15 protein-coding genes are annotated in these 20060 nt (G+C 42.4%); 3 read left to right on the top strand and 12 right to left on the bottom strand.

Annotated elements, in window-relative coordinates; translation table 11 throughout:
- Positions 1-322: 322 nt before the first annotated feature.
- Positions 323-3172, bottom strand: a complete 2850-nt coding sequence (locus HED61_RS05110) for a MucBP domain-containing protein (protein ID WP_219645199.1) — start codon at positions 3170-3172, stop codon at positions 323-325.
- A 149-nt stretch (positions 3173-3321) separates the two neighbouring features.
- A complete protein-coding gene (locus HED61_RS05105) occupies positions 3322-3618 on the bottom strand; it encodes a hypothetical protein (protein ID WP_005470143.1) in 297 nt (98 codons plus the stop codon).
- A gap of 158 nt (positions 3619-3776) precedes the next feature.
- On the opposite strand from HED61_RS05105, the gene HED61_RS05100 reads away from it, so the two are divergent.
- Positions 3777-3950, top strand: a complete 174-nt coding sequence (locus tag HED61_RS05100) for a hypothetical protein (RefSeq protein ID WP_005470142.1) — start codon at positions 3777-3779, stop codon at positions 3948-3950.
- 63 nt (positions 3951-4013) lie between these two features.
- Here HED61_RS05100 and HED61_RS05095 read toward each other — a convergent pair whose 3' ends face one another.
- The 5 genes from HED61_RS05095 to HED61_RS05075 all read right to left on the bottom strand — a co-directional run bounded on the left by HED61_RS05095 (position 4014) and on the right by HED61_RS05075 (position 11479).
- Positions 4014-6377, bottom strand: coding sequence for a phosphoketolase family protein (locus tag HED61_RS05095; protein WP_021150547.1), 2364 nt, complete (start codon positions 6375-6377; stop codon positions 4014-4016).
- Between the two features lie 215 nt (positions 6378-6592).
- A complete protein-coding gene (gene araA, locus HED61_RS05090; RefSeq protein WP_021150548.1) occupies positions 6593-8017 on the bottom strand; it encodes an L-arabinose isomerase in 1425 nt (474 codons plus the stop codon).
- Between the two features lie 19 nt (positions 8018-8036).
- Positions 8037-8732, bottom strand: coding sequence for an L-ribulose-5-phosphate 4-epimerase (locus HED61_RS05085; RefSeq protein WP_003128188.1), 696 nt, complete (start codon positions 8730-8732; stop codon positions 8037-8039).
- 22 nt (positions 8733-8754) lie between these two features.
- Entirely contained in the window at positions 8755-10347 is a 1593-nt protein-coding gene (locus HED61_RS05080; RefSeq protein WP_219645200.1) for a xylulokinase, read from the bottom strand.
- A 37-nt stretch (positions 10348-10384) separates the two neighbouring features.
- Positions 10385-11479, bottom strand: a complete 1095-nt coding sequence (locus HED61_RS05075) for a GntR family transcriptional regulator (RefSeq protein WP_003128184.1) — start codon at positions 11477-11479, stop codon at positions 10385-10387.
- 154 nt (positions 11480-11633) lie between these two features.
- Between HED61_RS05075 and HED61_RS05070 the strand changes: the two genes are divergently transcribed.
- Both HED61_RS05070 and HED61_RS05065 read left to right on the top strand, forming a co-directional pair.
- On the top strand, positions 11634-12539 hold the full coding sequence (locus HED61_RS05070; RefSeq protein ID WP_003128182.1) for a helix-turn-helix domain-containing protein: 906 nt from the start codon (positions 11634-11636) through the stop codon (positions 12537-12539).
- 108 nt (positions 12540-12647) lie between these two features.
- Positions 12648-13757, top strand: a complete 1110-nt coding sequence (locus HED61_RS05065) for an ABC transporter ATP-binding protein (RefSeq protein WP_003128181.1) — start codon at positions 12648-12650, stop codon at positions 13755-13757.
- 146 nt (positions 13758-13903) lie between these two features.
- Here HED61_RS05065 and HED61_RS05060 read toward each other — a convergent pair whose 3' ends face one another.
- The 5 genes from HED61_RS05060 to chvE all read right to left on the bottom strand — a co-directional run bounded on the left by HED61_RS05060 (position 13904) and on the right by chvE (position 19955).
- A complete protein-coding gene (locus HED61_RS05060; protein ID WP_005470131.1) occupies positions 13904-15349 on the bottom strand; it encodes an alpha-L-fucosidase in 1446 nt (481 codons plus the stop codon).
- A gap of 236 nt (positions 15350-15585) precedes the next feature.
- Complete coding sequence (locus tag HED61_RS05055; protein ID WP_003128178.1) at positions 15586-15918, bottom strand: PTS sugar transporter subunit IIB; 333 nt, start codon at positions 15916-15918, stop codon at positions 15586-15588.
- A 12-nt stretch (positions 15919-15930) separates the two neighbouring features.
- Positions 15931-17130, bottom strand: coding sequence for a multiple monosaccharide ABC transporter permease (mmsB, locus tag HED61_RS05050; protein ID WP_021150552.1), 1200 nt, complete (start codon positions 17128-17130; stop codon positions 15931-15933).
- A 1-nt stretch (position 17131) separates the two neighbouring features.
- A complete protein-coding gene (gene mmsA / locus HED61_RS05045) occupies positions 17132-18661 on the bottom strand; it encodes a multiple monosaccharide ABC transporter ATP-binding protein (protein ID WP_003128175.1) in 1530 nt (509 codons plus the stop codon).
- Between the two features lie 196 nt (positions 18662-18857).
- Positions 18858-19955 carry a multiple monosaccharide ABC transporter substrate-binding protein gene (gene chvE, locus HED61_RS05040; protein WP_021150554.1) on the bottom strand — a complete coding sequence of 366 codons (1098 nt, stop codon included), beginning with the start codon at positions 19953-19955 and terminating at the stop codon, positions 18858-18860.
- Positions 19956-20060: the final 105 nt, after the last annotated feature.

Genomic DNA, 20060 nt, shown 5'->3' with positions numbered 1-20060 from the left:
TAGATAAATTTGTTTACCAATAGCAAGATACAGTAGAAAAAAGTCAATCAGCTTAATCGAAAACAAAGCGACTCTTCGCACCTTTCGTCCATAATAGATCCAACTATAACTCATGCACCCTCACTCCTTCTTAAATTTAATCACTACCTTTTACTTTCATATTTTGACTTAATGAAAGATTTTCTCATCGATTCTTAGTATAATTTCCTCAATTTGTATCTCAAAAAACATGATTATAAATAAATATATACTAAAAAAATAAAGTGTCCAGAAAAAATGATATCCAGACACTTTATTCATGTTCTTACTATAAATAATACACTTAATTTGATAGGTTCTTTTTTCGTTTACTGATTCTATACGATAAGAGAATTAGTAGGGTTCCTAAAATCACCAACATTGATTGTCCCAACGTTTCTTCTCCCGTAGCTGGCAAAGTCCCTCTAGAATCATTCTCTTTTTCATTATTTTTATGAAGAACACTATAGACATACACCACTTCCTGCGCTTCCTCGCTGAAAATTCCAGAAGCATTATCTGGTATCTCTACTACATACCAGCCTGGGATCTCTTTGGCTTCACTGGCATATGGTAACCCGACTTTGCCATTCAAAATCGTTGGGTCGCTTAATTCGTTGCCGTCTGTATCTTCATATCGGACCGTAACTGGTGCCGCATCTGAGCGATCATACACGTAGACCACTTCTTGCGCTGCCTCACTGAAAATTCCATAGGCATTATCTGGCGTCTCTACTACATACCAACCAGAAATCTCTTTGGCTTCACTGGCATATGGTAACCCGACTTTTCCACTTAAGACAGTTGGCTCTGTTAATTGATTCCCTTCACTATCTTGGTATTTCACAGTCACTGGTGCCGCATCACTGCGTTCGTATACATACACCACTTCCTGCGCTTCCTCATTGAAAATTCCAGAAGCATTATCTGGCGTCTCTACTACATACCAACCTGGGATTTCTTTGGCTTCACTGGCATATGGTAGTCCGACTTTGCCATTCAAAATCGTTGGGTCGCTTAATTCGTTGCCGTCTGTATCTTCATATCGGACCGTAACTGGTGCCGCATCTGAGCGATCATACACGTAGACCACTTCCTGCGCTTCTTCACCAAAGAGTCCGGAAGCATTATCTGGTGTCTCTACTACATACCAACCAGGGATTTCTTTGGCTTCACTGGCATATGGTAGTCCGACTTTCCCACTTAGAATCGTTGGGTCGCTTAATTCGTTACCGTCTGTATCTTTATATCTGACTGTGACTGGTGCCGCATCGCTGCGATCGTATATATACACCACTTCTTGCGCTTCCTCGCTGAAAATTCCAGAGGCATTATCTGGCGTCTCTACTACATACCAACCTGGGATTTCTTTGGCTTCACTGGCATATGGTAGTCCGACTTTGCCATTCAAAATCGTTGGGTCGCTTAATTCGTTGCCGTCTGTATCTTCATATCGGACCGTAACTGGTGCCGCATCTGAGCGATCATACACGTAGACCACTTCCTGCGCTTCTTCACCAAAGAGTCCGGAAGCATTATCTGGCGTCTCTACTACATACCAACCTGAGATTTCTTTGGCTTCACTGGTATATGGCAATCCGACTTTGCCATTCAAAATCGTTGGGTCGCTTAACTCATTGCCGTCTGTATCTTTATATCTGACTGTGACTGGTGCCGCATCTGAACGCTCATAAACATAGACCACTTCTTGTGCTTCTTCAGTAAATACACCGACTGCATTATCTGGTATTTTGACCACGTTCCAGCCCGTGATCTCTTTCGGATTGCTTTCATAAACCATACCGACTTTTCCACTTAAAACCGTTGGTTCACTCAGCTGTTCGCCTTCAGAATTCTGATACTTGACTGTTACAGGAGCTGCATCTATTAAATTGGGCTGCCAAACATACGTATCGGAGTCAGTTTCTCCATTGTAGTTTGCCATTAACTCGGAAGCCGACCAAATATTTAGCCCATTCGGGAAATCTATTGATCCTGTTCCAACATTGACCCATTTTCCTGTATAAATTTCTGATGAAATTGGACTAGGCAACATTGCATTTGTATGAAATGAAAATGACTGTCCTAATCTGATGATCTTCAACGATTGCATACCGCTAAACATAGAAGACATATTCGTTACCTTACTGGTATCGAAACTTGATATATCCAGACTAGAGACTCTATTTAAGCCCTGAAACATTCGATCCATATTCGTTACTTGGCTAGTATCAAAATTGCTTAGATCCATACTGAATGTATCGAGATCACTTCTTCTTAGGTTTGCGAACATCAAAGACATGTCCGTAACATTTCTCGTATCAAAATTGCTTAAATCAAATTTATCGATATTAATCACATTCGCGAACATCAAAGACATATTCGTTACATTTCTTGTATCAAAATTGGAGACGTCCAAACTAGTCAAATCGAACAGTCCATTGAACATCGCATACATATTAGTAACGTTACTTGTATCAAAGTTGGATACATCGAGCTTTGTTAACCCTCGAGTATTATTAAACATGCCAGACATATTCGTTACTCGGCTAGTATCCAGCTTGTCCAAGCCTTCTATTTCAGTAAGGTCAGTCCACGTACCGCCGGAGTTACCAAATAAATAAGAAGAATCCTCACCAGCAATAACATTCCCCTCGAACACAATTTTTTTAACCCTATACCGGGACCAAGGGTTAATCTCAGAAGTAGATCGGAATGTTCCAGATCCGATATGGAGAACTCCGTCATAAGTGATATACCAATCTGAAGTACCATAAGTTCCCGAGGCCATATTTTCAGTAGGATCTTCAGTAGTTTGATTCTCTATTACATCTGTTTCATTTTGACTTCTAACTTCATTCTCACTTGAAGAAGAAGTCGATTCGTTCAGTTCGACAGGTTCTGAACTATCTGATTGACTAAGTTCACTGGGCTCTGTATTCCTTCCATCATTATCTTTCGTTGAATGAATGTGTTCATCCTTACTATCACGAGACATTAAAGTTTCTTCTTGTTCCACAGCGATCGTGCTCTCTACTATATCCTGTATAGAAACAGTATCTTCAGTCACTGAATCAGCGCTAACAACCATTGTCCATGGCGCTTGATTTAACAACAAGCCTCCCAACAATAGTATCCTGCTACACTTTCCCATACCAAGTCATCCTTTCTCTTTTAGTCTTTCTCTTTAGTATCCATATTCCGATTATCATCAATGGATGTTATTACCTACATGTTTTGTATTGTCTCTGTGCTAAAGGTGTTTTGTTAATCAAACCATGCGCTTTACCTGCTGATTCGCTTTCAAGCTTTCAATAAGGTTCGATCTAAAGAATTTTCTTTAAAAAGTTGTTCCCAACCCTCAACTTCGACAAATGGATTTTCTGAGGCTTTCTGTATGCATGTACCTTCTTCTAGTGCCAAAAATCTTCGTTTTTTAGATAATAGTTTCTCATTTAGACATTTTTTCGACAAAAATCTATAATTCAAGTTTTGTAAGACATTCGAAGTTTTCGGATGTCTATTTTCGTGTTGTCCCAAAAACGAAGGTTTTTGAGACAGATAGATTATTTTACATTCTCTGAATATATTACTATTCATCGCAGCTTTCTCTTAATCAACTATTTCTCCAGACAGTGAAATAGTTGATTTGCTTTTTACTCCAACCTTATCTACAGTTCCAAATCAAATCGCTTCGCCTATCCTTGCTTTTTTTGTTAAGATAAAGAAATAATGAGTAAGAATTTAGGTGATGATTTATGCGACTGTTGTTTTTCTTTTTCCTTTTCACATTTTTGATTGGATTTCTCTTCTATTTATTGACCCGTCGCACGATCGCCGAAGTCTATCATGAATTGACCGATAAGAACCGCTTCTTTCGAGGCATCAAAGCTTTCTTCATTGGAATTTATCGCATTTTGACTTCTGTTTAAAAAAAACTGTCCAACAACAGATCTCTTGATCGTTGCTGGACAGTTTTTTGTTTGATTCGTCTTCTATTTCAATGGTTTCCATTGCCAATCTTGGACTTCAGCAATGTCATAGCCATTCTCACGGATAAAGTCATGGTGATAGGCAACCGTCTCTGTCATTCGTTGCGCAAAGTCGGCAGCTTGTTCGCCATAGACCCACTCAGCGCCGTCTTTCGCTAAATGGAAGCGATCAAGTTCAGATAAGATCCGCATGTCAAATGGTGTGGTGATATCGCCATTTTCACGATAGCCATGAATATGCAGACGCTGATTCTTGCGGCCGAAGAAAATGTCCCGAATCAGTCCTTCATAGCCATGGAAAGCAAAAATGATTGGCTTGTCCTTAGTAAAGTAAGCCTCAAATTCTTCATCTGTCAATCCACGAGGATCGACATCCGGATGACGTATTTTCAATAAATCAACAACATTGATAAAGCGGATTTTCAACTCTGGAAACGCCTCATTCAGCAGGCTTACAGCAGCGAGAGCTTCTAAATTTGGCTCTGTCCCTGCTGCAGCGATCACCAAATCAGGTTCTCCTTGGTCTGTTGAAGCCCAATCAATGATCTTTAAGCCGTCTTTTACCAATATCTCCGCTTCTTCTGCCGTATAAAACTGCGGCCGAGGATGTTTCGAAGAAACAATCAGATTGATCTGTTCTTCAGTTTGGAATGTTTCTGCCATTACAGCCATCAAGCTATTGGCATCTGCTGGTAGATAGACCCGTACGAATTCCGCTTTTTTCTCAGCGATATGTGTCATGATCCCTGGGTCTTGATGGGTATACCCATTATGGTCTTGCTGGAATACGGTTGAGGAAGCAATCAAATTCAATGACGGATAGGCATGGCGCCAAGGCAATTCTTTCGATTTACGCGTCCACTTAAAGTGCTGAGTGATCATGGAATCAACCACTCGCAAGAAAGATTCATAGCTAGCAAAAAAGCCATGACGCCCAGTTAAGACGTAGCCTTCTAGGAAGCCTTCTGCTTGATGCTCCGATAATTGGGAATCAATCACCCGTCCGGTAGCACTTAGCCATTCATCATAGTTTGGCTGTTTTGGTTCTAACCATTGGCGATTTGTCACTTCAAAAACATGGTTCAAACGATTGGATTTGGCTTCATCCGGACCAAAGATTCTAAAATTAGTCGGGTTTTCAACAATCAAATCCCGAGCAAACTTTCCGAACTCCATCATGTCTTGAGCAGTGGTTGAGCCAGGAACACCAATATCGATCGCATGCTGTCGCCAATCGGTGATTTTCAACGGTTGAGGATCGATTCCCCCGTTAGTGATGGGATTCATTGCCATCCGTTGCTGTCCTTTCGGCGCGAGTTCTTGAATCTCAGCCTTGATGCGGCCAGATTCATCAAAGAGTTCTTCTGGCTTATACGATTTCAGCCAATCGATTAGTGCATCCACGTGCTCCATCTGATGCGCATTGACTGGGATAGGTACTTGGTGGGCGCGAAAACCGCCTTCAATCGGCTCTCCCTCCCAAATTTTTGGTCCTGTCCATCCTTTAGGTGTGCGCACGATCAGAACAGGCCAGTGGGGCATGACTGCTTCATCAGCTTTTCCTTGACGAGCTTTGGTTTGAATCGCTTTGATCTGCTCAACGGCGCGGTCCAATGCTCTCGCCATTTGCGGATGAACAGTAGCAGGATCATCTCCCTCAACAAAATAAGGTGTCCAACCCATTCCTTCAAAATACTTGGTTAGGTCTTCATCCGATTTGCGAGCCAGAATCGTTGGATTAGAGATTTTAGCACCGTTCAGATGTAAGATCGGCAGAACAGCCCCATCATTTACCGGATTGATAAATGTATTAGAAAACCAGCTGCCCGCTAACGGACCGGTTTCAGCTTCGCCATCTCCAACCACAACAGCAGCGATCACATCAGGATTATCAAGGACAGCTCCTGTTCCATGCGCGATGGAATAACCTAGTTCGCCCCCTTCATGGATCGATCCTGGTGTTTCTGGTGCCGCATGGGAAGCAATTCCTCCTGGGAAGGAAAAAATTTTGAAAAGATGCTGCATCCCGGCCTCATCTTGGGTTACTTCTGGATAGATTTCCGTATAACTTCCATCCAGATAGGCATTCGAAACCATCACCTGACCTCCATGACCAGGTCCTTCAATGTAGAACATATTCAAATCATATTTATTGATGACACGATTCAAGTGGGTGTAGATAAAATTCTGACCAGCAATGGTGCCCCAGTGACCAATCGGATTGACTTTCAGATCTTTTTCTTCAATGGGCCGCCGTAACAGTGGATTGTCTTTCAAATAGATTTGTCCGACAGAAAGATAGTTGGCTGCCCGCCACCAAGCATTCATTTTGTCAAAATACTCTTGGGTATCAAATGTTGTCTCCATACTACTCCTCCTTGCTTTCTCTTAATTAAAAGTCTATGCGTCTCGATTTTAAAAGTCAATTTTGCTGATTGTACACCTTGCATCTCTCTTATGATTTGTCTGCTTCAGCACAAGAAAAAACAAGACCAGAGTTCCTCCCAATATGTTTCAGTATGAGAGGGTTTGGTCTTGTCAGTGTTGGCTCTTTTCTGTTGTCTTGTCTACTTTTTTAATAGCTACTTGATCGTCACATAGTCCAAACCAACGAGTTTTGCCCACGTCTCGATTTGATCTGACGTCAACGCTAATGAAACAACCGTATGATGTCCGCCTCCCGTTTCGATCCATTGTTTGACTCCTTGATGAAAGTCGGGACGAGGCGTCCACATCACGCGAGCCACCGGCAATTTAGGTGCGGCTTCTGTTGGCTCAAAAGCATCGACTTCATTGATCAATAATTTATAGTGAGTGCCAAAGTCGGCCATAGATACAACTACTCCTGCGCCACCTTGTCCGTCAAAGACTAATCGTGCTGGGTCTTCTCGATCCCCCATTGATAGCGGCGAAACGACGATTTTTGGTTTATTGACAGCCAATACTGGATCCACTTCCATCATATGCGACTGCAAGATGGCTTCTTTGCCTTCGGTCAACTCATAGGTATAGTCTTCCATAAAACCGGTTGCTTTATTATGTGCCATGATCTTCATAAGACGATCGATGGCTGCTGTTTTCCAGTCACCTTCACCAGCAAATCCGTATCCTTCCGCCATGAGTCGCTGTACAGCTAATCCTGGTAGCTGTTGCATGCCATAAAGATCTTCAAAGTTGGTCGTAAACGCACTATAGCCTCCTGCTTCTAAGAAACGGCGGATGCCGATTTCTTGTTTGGCCTGTACTTTCACATGTGCTTCCCAGATTGCGGCTTCATAATCTCCCTGATCAAACTCATACAAATTACGGTATTCTTCAAACAAGTCATTGATCTCTTCATCGGTCACAGCATCGATTACTTGAACAAGATCACCAATGCCAAAGTAATCCACGGTCCAACCAAATTGGATTTGTGCTTCGACTTTGTCCCCTTCTGTTACCCCAACATTGCGCATGTTGTCGCCGAAACGAGCGACTTTGATAGCAAAACTTTCATTGTAAGCAACCGCCACATCCATCCAAGCTGCGATTTCTTTTTGGACCGTCTCTTTTTTCCAATAACCGACAACGATTTTGTTTTGTTTCTGCAAACGCGCATTGATAAAACCATATTCGCGATCCCCATGGGCTGCCTGATTCAAATTCATAAAGTCCATATCGATGGTCTCCCAAGGAATGCGTTCATTGTATTGAGTCGCCAAATGAAGCAATGGTTTTTGCAGCAGTTTCGTTCCCCGGATCCACATTTTTGCTGGTGAGAAGGTATGCATCCAAGTAATGACACCAGCTACTTCATCCCGATAATTGACTTCCTTCATGATCTTTGTAATCGTGTCCGCAGTGACTGCCAATTCTTGTAAAACGACTGGATAAGGCAGATTTCCACTGTCATTCAAGCGTTTGACCATTTCAGCTGTATGATCGCGGACTTCTTGCAAGGCTTCTTCCCCATATAAGTGCTGAGATCCTACAACGAACCAAAATTCTTTTTTACTGATTGCTAACATATTGTCTGCTCCTTCTTGATTATTTTTGCCCATAGTAGGCATCTTTGCCATGTTTTCGTAGATAATGCTTGTCAAGGATGCGCTGCGGCAGTTCCGGTGCATAACTATTGATCTGACGCGTCACAACGTTCATCTTTGCTACTTCTTCTAAAACGACTGCGTTCATGACTGCACTTTGAGCATCTTTGCCCCAAGTGAATGGACCATGTCCCTGCAGCAAGACGCCGGGAATCTCTAAAGGTTGGATACCGCGTTCCTGGAAAGTTTCAACAATCACGTTTCCAGTCTCTGCTTCATAACCACGGTCAATTTCTTCCTGTGTCAAAAAGCGCGCACAAGGGACACTGCCATAAAAGGTGTCAGCGTGGGTCGTGCCCATTGCCGGCAAATCAACTCCTGCCTGTGCCCAACTTGTTGCCCAAGTGGAGTGGGTATGGACGATGCCGCCAATTTCTGGAAACGCTCGATACAATACAGCGTGAGTAGGGGTATCAGAAGAAGGATTCATCTTTCCTTCAACAACGTTCCCCTCAAAATCGCAGACCACCATATCACTAGCTTGCATCGTTTCATAATCAACCCCACTAGGTTTGATCACAAATAGCTGCTGGCTGCGGTCAACGGCAGACACATTGCCCCAAGTGTATTTGATCAAGCCCTGTTTTGGCAGAGCTAAATTGGCTTGGAAGACGGCTTCTTTCAATTGTTCTAACAAATGACTCACCTCTATTTTTGTTTTAAATCAATCCATCGATCGCTGCTTGCTCGATCGGCAGACCGTGTTGGTAGCGCTTAACAAACTCAGTAAAACCAACTATATCCTCAGGTAATGGCGCTAAAGTTGTCCCTTCTTTTCCTTGGAAAACTCTGGATAAAAAGACTGTAAGTGTTTCTTCTACCGATTTTTTTTTCATAAATGCTGCCAGTAAAGCGATGCCCCAAGCACCACCTTCTCCTGCTGTTTCCATCACCGTCACTGGTGCTTCCATCGCAGCAGCCAACACCCGCTGCGCAACAGTCGGAGTCTTGAAAATCCCTCCGTGTCCTACGATTCGGTCGATCTTGACTTGTTCTTTAGTTAGGATATCCATCCCGATCTTCATCGCACCAAACGCACTAAACAAATGGAGCCGCATAAAGTTTGCTAAAGTAAAGCGGCTTTCTGGGGAGCGAACAAACAATGGTCTACCAGCTGCTATTTTTGTAATATTCTCTCCTGAGTAATACCCATAAGACAACAACCCACCACAGTCAGGATCTCCTTTCAGTGCTTGGTTGAACAATGTCGTAAACAGAGCTTCTGTGCTCATTTCGACCCCTGCTGCTTCTACAAATTCCCGAAAAACTTTGACCCATGCATTGATCTCCGAAGTACAATTATTCGTATGAACCATGCCAACTAAATCTCCTGCTGGCGTTGTTACCAGATCAATTTCTGGATAGACTTTAGAGAGACCGCTTTCAAGAACGATCATAGCAAAAGCTGATGTTCCGGCAGAGACATTCCCACTCCTTTGCGCAACACTATTCGTCGCAACCATTCCGGTTCCCGCATCTCCTTCGGGTGGACAGAATGGAATACCCGGCAACAATGTTCCTGTTGGATCTAACCGCAAAGCACCTGCTGCCGACAAAGTGCCTGCTGCTTCACCAGCTACTAAGACTTTGGGCAAAATATCTGCTAACTGCCAAGGTAAATTTTCTGGAAGGATCAGATCATCAAACTGGGCTATCATCTGTCGATCATAGTCTTTTTGTAGGCTGTCGATTGGGAACATTCCCGAGGCATCCCCAATACCGATTACTTTTTCACCTGTCAGCTGCCAATGAACATAGCCCGCTAATGTCGTCAAAAAGTTGACTTCCGGTATATGCGCTTCTTGATTCAAAATGGCTTGGTACAGATGAGCGATACTCCAGCGTTGCGGAATATTGTATTGGAACAATTCAGTTAGAGCCTTTTCGGCTGCTTCTGTGCTGGCATTGCGCCAAGTGCGGAAAGGCACCAATAACTGATCATTCTCATCAAAAGCGAGATACCCATGCATCATAGCGGAAAAACCAATTGAACCAATTCTCGTCAAAGGTTCCCCGTATCGGGATTGAACAGAAGCTGCTAATGCTTGATAGCTTTCTTGGATTCCTTGCCAGACAGATGCCAAAGAATAGGTCCAGACACCATCTAATAACTGATTCTCCCACTCATAACTACCGGTTGCGATGGTTTGAAATTGCTCATCGATCAAGACAGCTTTAATTCTTGTGGATCCTAACTCGATTCCAAGTGCCGTGCGCCCTTCTTGAATCGCTTCACTTATTTGCTGCTCCATTTCTCTTCTCTCCTTTTGAATTTTGATATACATGAAATCACGAATGGCTCATGACGGAGCCGCGAACAATCAATTCTGGCTCATAATAAAACGTTTCTTCCAACGTAGTTCCTGAGGTGACCCATTGTGCCGCTAAAATCCCCATCTCTTCCTTTGGGTGAGCCAGTGTGGTTATTCCTGGTGAAGTCAATGTACTTAAAGGTGAATCATCATTTCCTACAATTGAATAATCTTCTGGTACACGCTTTCCATTGGCTTCTAATTGCTGGATCAACCCATGTGCAATTTCATCGTTATAACAGACGATTCCAGTGATCTCATTCGATTGGTTCAACCGGTCAATCGCTTGTGCAATGACAGCCTCTTTGGTTTCTGTGGTATAAGTCACGACATCTTCAGCAGCAAATGTTTTCTTTGCTTGTTCCAAAGCTTTGACAAAACCTTTCATCCGATATTTCCCTTGTAAATCATCAATTTTAGTGATCAGCATCAAGTGTTGATGCTGCTGTTCCAATAAATAATTCGTGGCTAGATAGCCTGAACGAGTGTCATTGACACAAATATGAGGCAGATCCAGTTCTTCATAGTAGGCATTGATCATCACTAGCGGAATCCCTGCTTCTTTCAATGCCATGTAGTAGGCCAAATTGGGATTGTATTGACTGCTCTTCGTCGGTTCAACGATTAAGCCATCTACTCCTTGGTCCATCATTTGTTGAAGGCAAGCTCGTTCTTGTTCATGGTCATTATTTGTTGATCCCAACAGCAAAGAATAGCCTTGTTCCCGCAATGTCTGCTCGACTCCGCGCATAATTGAAGGGAAGATATAATCCGACAGATACGTCATGATGATGCCAATCGTTTTATGGCTGCGTTGCGGAAGATTCTCAGGTTTTGAAACGTACGTACCAGATCCTCTTTCCTTACGTAAATAGCCTTCGTTTACTAGCAAAGCAATCGCTTGTCGCACGGTATGTCGGCTCAAATGATATTCTTCTTGTAATACAGCCTCCGAAGGAATCGTCATTCCTTCTTTATAGGTTCCTAAACGGATGTTTTCCCGTAATTCATTCGCAAGTTGTTCGTACTTCGTTGTCATATTAATCCCATCTTTCGAAAGTTGTCCGTACATATAGTATATTTGGAATGCGCTTTCTTGTCAATGTAATTTTGTAAAAATCAATTTTTTACCTGAAGCAGAAATATAATAGTCAGTGGCAGCCTCTGCTAAATGCACGATTCGATCAATTGCAACTGTTCAGAAAAGATGAATTGCTATACAATAAATGACAACGACAGCAAAGGAGGTTCTTCCTATTTTCTCTTTTAAAGATATTAAAGAAAATTACCCAAACGCTGCTTTGCATCCAGCAAAATCAACAGATCCAGGAATCGAATCGATTCCATTTGGTCAGAAATTCATCTGGCTGCCTACTGCCGATCTATCGGCAAAAGAAAGAATCATGCTGCAATTAGGCAGCGGTGCACTGTTTCCGGTAATCGACAACCGTTTTCGACCATGGTACCCGATTTTATTTGAACATCAGCCGATAAATGAGACCGGTGATTATCGCTTGTTGCAAGTGAAATTTACGAGTGGGATCGATTTATTGCAGACTGAGTGGCTGCAAGAGATCCAGCAAATGCTCCCCCATGTCGTCGACCTCTTTTTTGTTACCGAAGACAGTGCGTTGATTGTTGAACAGCGGGCTGGTGAGAACTTGCGCTTAGATGAACTGGATGGTTTATTTGTTGCTTTAGATATGGATTTTGACTGCTACTCGCATTTATTTGTAGGGCCGTTTCACCATTCGAGCCATGATTTCACACTTCTGCTGACTGAAGAAATGACTCTTTTTCAACAATTGACTCGACAAACCAATTTAAAAAGTTTGGATCTGGCTACATCTCTGATCCATTTGCTAAGCACTGCCGGTTCCGACTATCAACTATTATTTCGAACACTTTATCAGGATTGGTTTCAGGAAAGCGATCTTATCCATTTGATCGAGTCGCTGTGGAAAAATCAAGGAAATGCCAGTTCTACAGCCAAGTCACTCTTCATGCATCGCAATACACTACTTTATAAGATCGATAAATTCCAAAGTATGACTAATCTGAACTTAAAAGAAATGGATGATCTGCTGCTGTGCTATTTTCTTATCAAAAATTTCGCTCATCCAGCCGATTGAACAACTTGCACAAGAAAACGTTTTTTTTCTTGTGCATATTTCCGTTGCTGAATCAAAGCGTTTTCATTTATGATACAGGTGTAAACTAAATGGAAAGAGGTAATCCTAATGGTAGAAATGGCTCTGAAACACGTGCATAAAAAATACGACAACAATGATAATTATTCTGTAACAGATTTTAATTTAGATATTTCTGATCGCGAGTTTATTGTTTTTGTTGGACCTTCCGGTTGCGGAAAGTCAACAACGCTGCGGATGATCGCTGGATTAGAAGATATTTCTGAAGGAGAATTATCCATCGGCGGCAAAGTAATGAACGATGTCGCACCAAAAGATCGTGATATTGCCATGGTATTCCAGAACTATGCGTTGTATCCACATATGACAGTTTTCAACAACATGGCTTTCGGATTGAAATTACGTAAATACGATAAAGAAGAAATCAAAAAACGGGTAGAAAATGCTGCCGAGATCTTAGGATTGACAGAATATCTAGACCGTAAACCAGCCGCACTATCTGGTGGACAACGTCAACGGGTAGCTTTGGGTCGTGCCATCGTACGTGATGCCAAAGTCTTCTTGATGGATGAACCTTTGTCAAACTTAGATGCGAAATTGCGGGTAGCAATGCGTGCGGAGATTGCGAAACTGCATCAACGTCTTGAAACAACTACGATTTATGTAACCCATGACCAAACAGAAGCGATGACAATGGCAGACCGAATCGTTATTATGAAAGACGGATTTATTCAACAAATCGGTTCACCGAAAGAAGTGTACAACTCACCTAAAAATATGTTTGTTGCCGGCTTTATCGGTTCACCTGCTATGAACTTCTTTACAGTTACTTTGAAAAACGGCATGATCTCAGACGGCCATGGATTAAACTTACGTATTCCTGAAGGCAAAAACAAAGTCCTTATCGAAAAAGGGTACGAAGGCAAGGAATTAGTCTTTGGTATCCGTCCAGAAGATATCCACAGCGAACAAATCGCATTGGAAGCTTCACCAGAAGCAACTGTCCGTGCAGAAGTAGTCGTTTCTGAACTGCTTGGTGCTGAAACAATGCTTTATACAAAGATTGGTTCCACTGAGTTTATCTCTAAAGTAGATGCTCGTGACTTCCATCGTCCAGGTGAAGTGATTGATCTTGCTTTCAACATCAACAAAGCCCACTTCTTTGATAAGACATCTGAGAATGTGATCACGTTACCTTAATTTGTAGTTTTCTTGCACTGTCCTTGGTTTGCCCCCTAGACAGTTGCAATTAACTAATATCCACTTTTATTCCTTATTTGTATCCCCTGAAAACAGACAGCCCTGCGGCTGTCTGTTTTTGGGTGGATTCTCTTTAGGTGAAGGGACTACTTTGAAGCTCTCTTCTCAAGAAAGCGTACATAAAATTTTTTGATCGTTGGGTATTGACGATATGCCAAGAAAACAACTTTGATTCTTTTAGTAGTAACTGGGTCGACATCAATGATTTTCTTATACCCGACAGTTCCGCATTCTGCTAAAAAGCAATCCTTGCCATCTTTTTCATAATAAAGTACTGCTTTTTCAATTCTCTGACTCTCGCGGATTTCTTCTTGTAAAATCACTGTATTGATTTGTGTTGGTTGTGCAAAAGTCACTGTTACCCACGGCTCATGATCGTTATCCGCAGGTTGCCAATACGTCTTCTTTGATGAGGTAACCTTCTGCAGGCTTTCTTGATCCCAGGGTGATTTTTGGGAAGAAGCTGTGATCTGTCCTTGGTACAACGGCTGATCCGTTTGTAATGGCCGTAGATATTGCCCTAATTGCATCAGTGACTGCTGATCTTTCGGGTGGATCGCCCCATTGGGCATTGGCGGAACATTTAATAAAAATACCGCGTTTCCTCCTACCGCTTTCCGATACAAAGAAAATAATGTTTCGGCACTTTTCACTGCTGTATCCTCTTCCGGATGATAAAACCAGCCGGGTCTGATTGATAGATTGACCTCTGCGGGATACCAGACTAAATCTCTGCTGGAATCGTAGTTTCTCAATACAGATCGGCTACCTAAATCTTCTGCCATACTTGAGATTGTCGTCCGGAATTCTGCTGTGTCTGTTTGTTGTGATTTTTCGGCCGTCTTTTCGGCATCCAATAGCTCACGGGGAACGACACTCCACTCATTCTGCCTTGTGTGCCCGGCTTCATTTCCGATCCAGCGAACATCTGGACCGCAAACGGCAATCACAGCATCCGGCTGTAATTGCCGAATCTGTTGATAATATCTTTGCCAGTCATAAAACTGCCGCTTTCCGTTAGGTCCTTCTCCATTGGCTCCATCAAGCCACACTTCTGCTATTTCACCATACTGCGTCAATAATTCTGTCAATTGACCCACATACACCTCGTTATAGGCCTGTCCGGTGCCGTAGCTTGCGGCGTGCTGATCCCACGGAGAAAGATAGATGCCAAACGCCATCCCTGCTTCTTGACAAGCCTCCGACAATTCTTTGACTAAATCTCCTTTGCCATTTTTCCAAGGTGTATAAGCGACTGTCTGCTGCGAATAGTTGCTGGGCCATAAACAGAAGCCATCATGGTGCTTACAGGTTAAGATCATCCCTTTCATCCCGCTGCATTTGCAAAGCGTGACCCACTCTTTACAGTCCACTGCTTGCGGGTCAAATAGTGCTAAGGATTCTCTCCCATTTCCCCATTCCCGATTCGTCATGGTATTCAAGCCAAAATGAATAAAGCCATAAAATTCCCGTGCTTGCCATAGTAGTTGACGGTAACTCGGACGGATCGCCGTCAATTCTTCAACTTTCATCGCACTTCCCCTTTCTCCAACTGATTGTCAGCAAACTGGAACCCATTCAGATAAGTGTTCTTACTGGCGATGGCTCACTAACCGCAGTTGTTTTGTTTTTGGTCTTTACAGCAAATAGAGTAGTAGATGCCAAATGAATTGACAAGCCACTACTCTAAATTACATAGTTTAGTTTGTTTCACATGGTTTTTTTCCACAGGTTGCGTTCAGGATTTCAACACCAGAATAGCCGAGAACTAATTCAACTGCAATAATGTTAAACTATCTGCTAAGACCGCTTCACCATCAAGAAGCTCGTAATCTTCTGGTGTGATTAGTTTATACGGAACTGCTTTATAGTTCAAAAAATCTTTTAAGCGATTGATTTCATATTTCGATTGTGGTCCAATCAGTAATGCATCAACAGTCTGATTTTGAATGATTTGTTCAGCAATGATTGCTGGTGCTGAATAAATATGGACAGTTATTCCTTGTTCATCCGCTGCTCGCTGCATGTTTTTCACTAATAGACCTGTTGTGATGCCTGCTGTACAGATCAATAAGATCGTCTTTTGTGCTTCTGTCCCCATATTTACAGCCTCCTAAGATATTTTCTTTTTCTTATTATAAATATCTAAGACAACTGCTAACAGCAAGATCAATCCTTTGATTGCCTGTTGCCAGTCGACCCCTACACCTAGAATCGACATCCCATTATTCAGTACTCCCATCACTAATCCGCCGACGATCGCACCCATGATCGTTCCGATTCCGCCAGAAGTTGAGGCACCGCCAAAATAAACGGCAGCCATGGCATCCAGTTCCATAGAGGTTCCTGCTTGTGGTGTCGCAGCGTTCAATCGGGCAGCCAAAACCAAACCTGCCAATGCCGCCATCGCGCCCATATTGACAAAGACCCAGAAAGTGATTTTTTTCGTTTTGATTCCTGACAGTTCAGCGGCTTTCCTATTTCCACCAGTTGCATAGATTTGACGACCGGCAACTGTTTTATTTGTTAAGAATCCATATGCTGCAACGATGACTCCTAATAAAATCAAGATGATCGGGTAACCCTGATAAGAAGCGAACACATAAGTTGCGCCAATGAAAACGACGCCGATGAAAAGAGCTTTGAACAAAAAGGTACTGGTGGACTCTACTTCAAACAAATTTTTCTTGCGGCGTTCCCGGGTTCGCCATTGACCAAAAATCAATAGTGCCGTGATACCGACACCGATAATCATTGAAAGGAGATGAATATGATCGCTGCTGACAATATCAGGTAAATAGCCTGTTGAAATTTTTTGAAACGAGGTAGGAAATGGTGCTAAAGATTGTCCTCCCAGAACGACTTGAGTCAATCCACGGAACATCAACAGTCCAGACAACGTAACAATAAAAGCAGGAATCCCCACATAAGCTACCCAGAAACCTTGCCAAGCGCCAATCAACGCACCAATCAGTACACATAATGGCACAGCCACCCAGGGACTCATGCCATTATTGACCATCAAGACGCCGGCGATTGCGCCAACAAACGCCATGACAGATCCGACAGACAAATCGACATGCCCTAACAAGACAACTAGTAACATCCCCGCAGCTAAAACCAATATATGACTATTTTGCAAAACAAGATTGGTGATGTTCAATGGTCGCCAGAAAATACCATCTGTCATTGCTTGAAAGGCAATCAATAAGATGACCAGGATAATAATCATGCTGTATTTGCTAAAAATCTCTAACGCTTTGTCTTTGATAGAATGTTTTTGCACTTTTTTTAATTTATTCGTTGTTTCCATCCTAAACCCCACTCTCTTCTAATGTCATCAAGTTCATCAGCAGTTCTTGATCCGCATCTTGCCGCAATACTTCTCCTGTAAAACGCCCTTCATTCATCGTATAGATCCGGTCACACATACCCAAAAGTTCCGGCAGCTCGGAGGAAATGATACAGATTGCTTTACCCGCAGATGCCATTTCTTCAATGATCGTATAAATTTCATATTTTGCTCCAACATCGATTCCTCGTGTTGGCTCATCTAAAAATAAAATATCCGGTTCCGTCATCAACCACTTAGCCAAAACAACTTTTTGCTGGTTTCCGCCGCTAAGGCTGCCAACATTTTGATAGATTGAATTGGTTTTCGTCCGCATTTTTTTGCGGTATTCTTCTGCCAAAATTACTTCTTTCTCTTTGTCCAAAACACCGTTGCGACTGATTTTATTCAGACTAGCAATCGTTGTGTTCTCCCGAATGTCCATCAATAGATTAAGTCCTAATGCTTTACGGTCCTCTGAGACATACGCAAGCCCATTTCTAACGGCAGCTGGAACATCTTTTACGGAGATTTGTTGCCCTTCTTTATAGACTTCGCCCGTGATATTGCTGCCATAGGAATGCCCAAAGACACTCATCGCAAATTCTGTTCGTCCCGCGCCCATAAGCCCAGCAATGCCAATGATTTCTCCTTTGCGGATCATCAAATTGAGATCTTCGTTCACGATTCGATTTGTATCGATAGGATGATGAACGGTCCAATTCTTCACTTCAAAAAAAGGATCACCAATCTGGGGATGCCGTTCCGGATAGCGATTCGTCAAGTCACGACCAACCATCCCGCGAATGATTCGCTCTTCAGAAATCTGATTGCCAGCCATCGTTTCAATGGTTTGTCCATCGCGCAAAATCGTGATGCGATCGGCGACATTGACTATTTCATTCAACTTATGAGAAATAATGATGGAAGTAATCCCTTGATTACGAAATTCTTTGATCAATTCTAGTAAATTGGCACTTTCTTCTTCATTCAGAGCGGCTGTTGGTTCATCTAAAATCAATAATCGGACTGATTTAGAAAATGCTTTGGCGATCTCTACTAGCTGCTGCTGCCCTACACCGATTTGTGAAACCAATGTATTAGGATCAAGACGCAAGCCAACTGTTTTTAATAAATTATCGGTCTTCTTTTCTGTGATATTCCAATCGATGATGCCATTTTTGGCTTGTTCATTTCCTAAAAAAATATTCTCTTTGATGGATAAATAAGGACTTAAAGCCAGCTCTTGATGAATGATTACGATCCCTTTTTCTTCGCTATCTCGTAAATCTTTAAATTTACAGAGCTCTCCTTCGTAATATATTTCACCTTCATACGTGCCATGTGGATACAAACCGCTTAGCACATTCATCAATGTAGATTTTCCTGCGCCGTTTTCACCACATAGCGCATGGATCTCACCACGTTCGATCGAAAGATTTACATTGCTTAATGCTCGTACGCCTGAAAATTCTTTGACGATATTCTTCATTTCGAGAATATAATCTGCCATGTCCTTTCACCCTTTTCTTTTTATGTAGTCAGAGATTCTGCAGAAGAAATAAAATGATCCATTCAAAAGAACGGCTCTTTGACAAACAAGAAAGAACAGGGCAAAACATTGGAGTATCCGCTGATCTGCCCCGATCATTATCCCTTCAGCTGCTCTTTTACCTTTTTTGCGCTTTTGACAGCCCCACTGTCAACAACTAGCCCAGATCTTTTTCCGTGTAATAGTCACTGTCCACAAGCTCTTCTTTATAATTGCTGCTATCTACAGAGACTGGATTAGATAGATAGGTCGGTACCACTTTGACCCCATTGTCATAAGTTTCGGTATCATTGACTGGGACTTCTTCGCCATTGGCGATTGCTTCGATCATTTCGATCGTGTTTTTGGCTAGAACTCGGGTATCTTTGAAAATCGTTTGCGTTTGTTCTCCAGCAATGATCGATTTAACTCCAGCAATGGTTGCATCTTGTCCTGTAATTACAGGTAATGGTTTTTCAGAAGAACCATACCCCACACCTTTTAGGGATGAGATGATTCCTAAACTGATTGGATCATAAGGAGAAAGAACGGCATCTAATGTTTTATCGGTATAGTTGGCACTCAATAAGTTGTCCATCCGTGCCTGTGCAGTAGAACCATCCCAGCGCAGTGTTGCGATTTGGTTGAAATTCGTCTGACCCGAAGGAACCACTAATTGACCACTATCAATATACTGTTGAAAAACAGACATCACGCCATTGTAATTGATCAACGCATTGTTATCATCCGGTGAACCACCAAACAATTCGATATTGAAGGGTCCTTTTCCATCTTTCAGGCCTAGCTTGTCTTCAATATAAGAAGCTTGTAAAACACCCACACCGAAATTGTCAAAGGTTGCATAGTAATCGACGTACTCCGAATTCATCAATAACCGATCATAAGCAATCACTTTGATGTCCTCGTTATGAGCCTTTTCGAGAACATCGGTAAGCGCGGAACCATCAATAGAAGCAATCACTAATGTATCGACGCCTTTAGTGATCATGTTTTCAATTTGAGCGACCTGATTCTCAACCTTATCTTCGCCATATTGCAAGTCTGTTTTGTAGCCTAACTTTTCCAGTTCATCTACCATATTGTTTCCATCGGCAATCCAACGTTCTGCTGATTTTGTAGGCATAGCGATTCCCACAAACCCTTTGTCCCCGCTGCTGGCTCCACCACTATCTGAGCCGTTTCCGCAAGCTGCCAACATCCCTCCCAAGAGAACGGTTGAAGCGATACCTACGATTTTTTTCATTGTGCTTTTCATTTATTGATCCCTCCATACTTTTACTTACAGGCTAAGTATAGAAAAAACAGCAATCGCTTACATTAACTATTTTTGGTAGTTTCTTTGATTTCTTGGGACATTGGA

It is taken from the genome of Enterococcus gallinarum (assembly GCF_021496385.1).
In the GTDB taxonomy this organism is placed as follows: Bacteria; Bacillota; Bacilli; order Lactobacillales; family Enterococcaceae; genus Enterococcus_D; species Enterococcus_D gallinarum.
Note: the sequence above shows the minus strand (reverse complement) of the source record. Positions and strands in the feature narration are given on the sequence as shown.

Excerpts from the sequence above, each read along its gene's own strand:
- HED61_RS05080 (WP_219645200.1), bottom strand. The coding sequence starts at position 10,347 with ATGGAGCAGCAAATAAGTGAAGCGATTCAAGAAGGGCGCACGGCACTT.
- HED61_RS05110 (WP_219645199.1), bottom strand. The coding sequence starts at position 3,172 with ATGGGAAAGTGTAGCAGGATACTATTGTTGGGAGGCTTGTTGTTAAAT.
- chvE (WP_021150554.1), bottom strand. The coding sequence starts at position 19,955 with ATGAAAAGCACAATGAAAAAAATCGTAGGTATCGCTTCAACCGTTCTC.
- HED61_RS05070 (WP_003128182.1), top strand. The coding sequence starts at position 11,634 with ATGACAACGACAGCAAAGGAGGTTCTTCCTATTTTCTCTTTTAAAGAT.
- HED61_RS05075 (WP_003128184.1), bottom strand. The coding sequence starts at position 11,479 with ATGTACGGACAACTTTCGAAAGATGGGATTAATATGACAACGAAGTAC.
- HED61_RS05095 (WP_021150547.1), bottom strand. The coding sequence starts at position 6,377 with ATGGAGACAACATTTGATACCCAAGAGTATTTTGACAAAATGAATGCT.
- HED61_RS05055 (WP_003128178.1), bottom strand. The coding sequence starts at position 15,918 with ATGGGGACAGAAGCACAAAAGACGATCTTATTGATCTGTACAGCAGGC.
- araA (WP_021150548.1), bottom strand. The coding sequence starts at position 8,017 with ATGTTAGCAATCAGTAAAAAAGAATTTTGGTTCGTTGTAGGATCTCAG.
- mmsB (WP_021150552.1), bottom strand. The coding sequence starts at position 17,130 with ATGGAAACAACGAATAAATTAAAAAAAGTGCAAAAACATTCTATCAAA.
- HED61_RS05100 (WP_005470142.1), top strand. The coding sequence starts at position 3,777 with ATGCGACTGTTGTTTTTCTTTTTCCTTTTCACATTTTTGATTGGATTT.
- HED61_RS05105 (WP_005470143.1), bottom strand. The coding sequence starts at position 3,618 with ATGAATAGTAATATATTCAGAGAATGTAAAATAATCTATCTGTCTCAA.
- HED61_RS05065 (WP_003128181.1), top strand. The coding sequence starts at position 12,648 with ATGGTAGAAATGGCTCTGAAACACGTGCATAAAAAATACGACAACAAT.
- HED61_RS05060 (WP_005470131.1), bottom strand. The coding sequence starts at position 15,349 with ATGAAAGTTGAAGAATTGACGGCGATCCGTCCGAGTTACCGTCAACTA.
- mmsA (WP_003128175.1), bottom strand. The coding sequence starts at position 18,661 with ATGGCAGATTATATTCTCGAAATGAAGAATATCGTCAAAGAATTTTCA.